The sequence below is a fragment of the Desulfobacter sp. genome, assembly GCF_050177295.1.
On the sequence record NZ_JBFXHE010000391.1, the window covers coordinates 1 to 4,189 of the forward strand.

Here is a 4,189-nt window from a genome sequence, read left to right on the forward strand (position 1 = left end):
TGCAATACCAATACCATCCGAAACGATATTGAAAAAAAAGCCCGGGTTCAGGAATTAGTGCCAGAGCAGTTATATGCAATATTGACAAACTTCGATAATTCGTTACTTTCTGATATGAACGATTGCAATATATAATTAGGAGATGAAATATGAATAGTTTGTTCAATCCTTTAACTATTGGTGCATTAGAGCTGCCAAATCGTATTGTCATGTCCCCGTTGACACGCAGTCGTGCAGGCTCGGAACGTACACCAAATGATTTAATGGTAGAATATTATACCCAACGAAGTAGCGCCGGCTTAATTATAAGCGAGGCAACTGCAGTTACTCCAATGGGTGTGGGCTATGCTGATACACCTGGAATCTGGTCTGAGAAACAGGTAGAGGGCTGGAAGAAAATTACCAACGGAGTTCATAAAGCCAAGGGACGTATATTTTTACAATTGTGGCATGTGGGACGGATTTCTGACCCCATGTTCCTCGATGGTGAAATTCCTGTTGCCCCAAGCGCGGTTCGACCAAAAGGGCATGTCAGTTTGGTTCGTCCGGAAAAACCTTATGTTACGCCACGGGCCCTGCAAACAGATGAAATAGGCAGTATTGTTGAAGCGTTCCGGATAGGAGCTGAAAATGCTAAAAAGGCTGGATTCGACGGTGTTGAGATACACGGAGCCAACGGTTATCTGCTCGATCAATTCTTGCAGGATAGTACCAACAAGAGAGTCGATGAATATGGGGGAAGTCTGGAAAACCGTGCCAGGTTTATGCTGGAAGTAACCGATGCCGTTATCTCGGTTTGGGGAGCTGATCGTGTCGGTATGCATTTAGCTCCCCGGGGAGATGTCCATGATATGGGAGATTCCAACCTGCTTGCTACGTTTACGTATGTTGCCGAACAGCTAAAAAAACGTAATATCGCTTTTATCTGTGCTCGAGAAGCTATGCGTGATGATTGGTTTGCACCAATATTAAAGAAATCGTTCGGCGGTGTTTACATCGCCAATGAAGGTTTCACAAAAGAAACTGCTGAAGATGTTATTGTAAAAGGAAAAGCAGATGCCGTTGCCTTTGGTCAGCTATTTATTGCCAATCCTGACTTGCCTTATCGATTTAAAACAGGTGAACCGCTTAATATCCCGGATACATCAACATTTTACGTCGGTGCAGATAAAGGTTATACAGATTACCCGTTCGCACATGTAAATCGATGATACCTGTTATGAGGAATTTGCAACAATGTCATTGTCTAAACCGTCTGCTCAGCAGCGCATATCGACTTTCGATGAGTTTGTGAGATTAGCTGATTATTCTTTAATGGATACCTTAAATGCCGATCCCGATGCCACTGGAGATGGTAACGACCACCGTGCCCGTCAGGTTTTTTCCGGTCACTTCGTACCGGTTACTCCCACGCCGCTTCCAGACCCGGAATATGTAACCCATAGCAGCACTTTTTTTAATGAACTTGGGTTGAGCGACGAGTTGGTAAATGATCCAAAATTTTGCCAGGTATTTTCTGGTGATATCTCAGCAGCGCACAAGCCTATGCGTAAAATTGGCTGGGCCGTTGGCTATGCCCTGTCAATTTACGGCACCGAATATACCCACCAATGTCCATTTGGAACCGGCAATGGTTATGGCGATGGTCGGGCGATATCAGTATTTGAAGGGGTATTCAAAGGACAGCGTTGGGAAATGCAACTAAAGGGTGGCGGTACAACGCCTTATTGCCGTGGTGCCGACGGGCGTGCAGTACTTCGTTCAAGTGTGCGTGAGTTTCTCGCGCAAGAGTATATGCACGCCCTGGGGGTTCCCACAACGAGATCTCTAACCCTATATGTATCTAAATCTGAGACCGTTGCCCGGCCCTGGTACTCCCAAGACTCTTATTCCACCGATCCTGATATTATGGTGGATAATCCTGTGGCGATTTCAACTCGCGTTGCACCATCTTTTTTGCGCGTTGGTCAGTTAGAGTTATTTGCCCGCCGGGTTCGCGGCAATGCTCATCCAAGAGCCTTAAAAGAGTTGCGCATGATTGTGTCGCATTTAATTGACCGAGAATACCAAAACGATATTAATCAAGACCTTGTTTTTGCGGATCAAGTGGTTGAGTTGGCAAAGCTTTTTCGCCGGCGGCTTACGTCACTCGTGGCCAATTGGCAGCGTATTGGATACTGCCAGGGTAATTATAACAGTGACAACTGCGCCACAGGCGGCTTTACCCTCGACTATGGACCATTTGGATTCTGTGAAATTTTCGACCCTGGGTTTCAGCCATGGACTGGCGGCGGCGAACACTTTTCCTTCTTCAATCAGCCAACCGCAGCAGAAGCCAATTACCACATGTTTTGGACTGCAGTTAGACCGCTGCTTGCTAAAGATGCCGAAGCTTTGGAACAATTGGATCAAATACGTCATGGCTTTGCAGAGGCAATGCAAAAACAAATCCAGAAAATGTGGGCGGCCAAGCTTGGCTTGACAGACTATCACCCAAAGATAGTGCAGGGATTAATGCAGTTACTGACCAAATCAGAGGTGGATTACACCATTTTCTTCCGTGAATTATCCCATGTACCAGAGAATATTTCAGCCTTGAAAAAGAGCTTCTATAGAAAGAACTCACAACAACTCGATGAGCAATGGCAATCTTGGCTGAAAAACTGGCACGACCTCGTTATCAAAGGCGGCCATTTGGCTGAGATATCGGCAAAGATGAAACAGATTAACCCCAAATACGCGTGGCGAGAGTGGTTGATTGTCCCCGCCTATCAACAAGCCATGCGGGGTGACTACACATTGGTAAGAGAGTTGCAAGAAGTTCTTAGCTCTCCATATGATGAGCAATCTCAAAGGGTAGAAGATAAATATTATCGTCTAAAACCTGAGGCGTTTTTTAACGTTGGTGGCGTTTCGCACTATAGCTGTTCATCTTGATTCTAAAAATAGTTTTCACCTCAAACACCTCAGTTTGATCTGCCCAATTTAATACCTCAGGTCCTCAATAACAAAAGGGGCCAACAGCACTTCGATAAAGGCTTTGGAAATATATGAATTGCATCTAAAAGAGATAGAGAGTAAGCATAAGAGCTTAAAAATCGGAGAAAACACGTTTTCCTGGTGATTCAATCATTGGGAATAGCTTGTGGAGAAAAAAGCAAAAAAGAAGAATAAAAGGAGACTTAAGAAAAAGATGTCAATCCATGATACCACCAACAGGCAATCCCTGGCACGCAAAATAGAGGGGTCAGAGGATTCAATGCCTCGAGGTGAGAATGACGGGAGAAGGCTCCTAACTACGATGACCAAAGAAATCTATATGCTGGCCAGGTTGCATTATGATTTATTGAATCCAGAAAAAATAAGTCGGGTGTTTTTAAAGCTTCGTTGTATGAAACATGATCCGGTTCGAGATAGATGGGTATGGCTGTACGAGGCGGAAGCCAAAAGATTGAAGTTCAAGGGCACGTATAAGGATATTCCTATTGAAAGAAGGCCGATCGTTCTTGGGGCTTTTTTCTTCAGAAACAAGGGGAAAATGATTCTGGATCTCAATTCCTTTGATCGGGCCATCAAAGCAGTCGTATTTTTCGACAAATATTTACCAAGAAAGGCCGCTAAGGTTAAAGATATTACTGTTTTGAATAAGTTTCATGATGGTTCAAAAGGATTTATCCCTAAACACCAGGACTATTTTGACAAGGGGTTGGAGGAGGTGATTGACCCCAATGGTCTGATCAATGACCTGAAGAGGGCTACGTCCACTATCGAAAACCCCATGGAAAAAATCAATGCCGCATATCCCCGAATGCTGGAAGAGTTTCAAAAATCCATTCCGGAAGTTGAACGTATGCCCATTCATTTCTATGAAGATGGGATATCCAGTCTAAAGGGGCGCCTCTCCTTGCGGGAAATAATTGCCATGCAACATTGGCAAGGAAATAGCGATTACTCGTTCAATAATGTCTTCGAACAGATCTTGCCACTGATGTTGCCATCACCGAAACCCGAAAAATAGAGGGAGAAAATCGGGTCAGATTTTGATTATATTTATAACCAATGAATGCACCGGATAAACAGGTGACTAACCCGTTGACAGGCTTAAGGAATCGACAAAAAACATGATATACATACCACCACAGTCGATTATTTTCGCGATTCCAGAACATATCAGTTTTGACATTTCTAT

3 protein-coding genes are annotated in these 4,189 nt (G+C 44.1%); all 3 read left to right on the forward strand.

The features are described from left to right. Positions 1-149: 149 nt before the first annotated feature. The 3 genes from AB7U36_RS19680 to AB7U36_RS19690 all read left to right on the forward strand — a co-directional run bounded on the left by AB7U36_RS19680 (position 150) and on the right by AB7U36_RS19690 (position 4,018). Positions 150-1,211 (forward strand): alkene reductase, encoded by a 1,062-nt coding sequence (locus AB7U36_RS19680; protein WP_428161338.1) that lies wholly within the window; start codon positions 150-152, stop codon positions 1,209-1,211. Positions 1,212-1,236: 25 nt separating this feature from the next. Then, a complete protein-coding gene (locus AB7U36_RS19685) occupies positions 1,237-2,937 on the forward strand; it encodes a protein adenylyltransferase SelO (RefSeq protein ID WP_428161339.1) in 1,701 nt (566 codons plus the stop codon). A gap of 208 nt (positions 2,938-3,145) precedes the next feature. Then, the gene (locus AB7U36_RS19690; RefSeq protein WP_428161340.1) at positions 3,146-4,018 is read left to right on the forward strand and encodes a hypothetical protein; all 873 of its coding nucleotides are present in this window, start codon (positions 3,146-3,148) and stop codon (positions 4,016-4,018) included. The last annotated feature ends 171 nt before the right edge of the window (positions 4,019-4,189 follow it).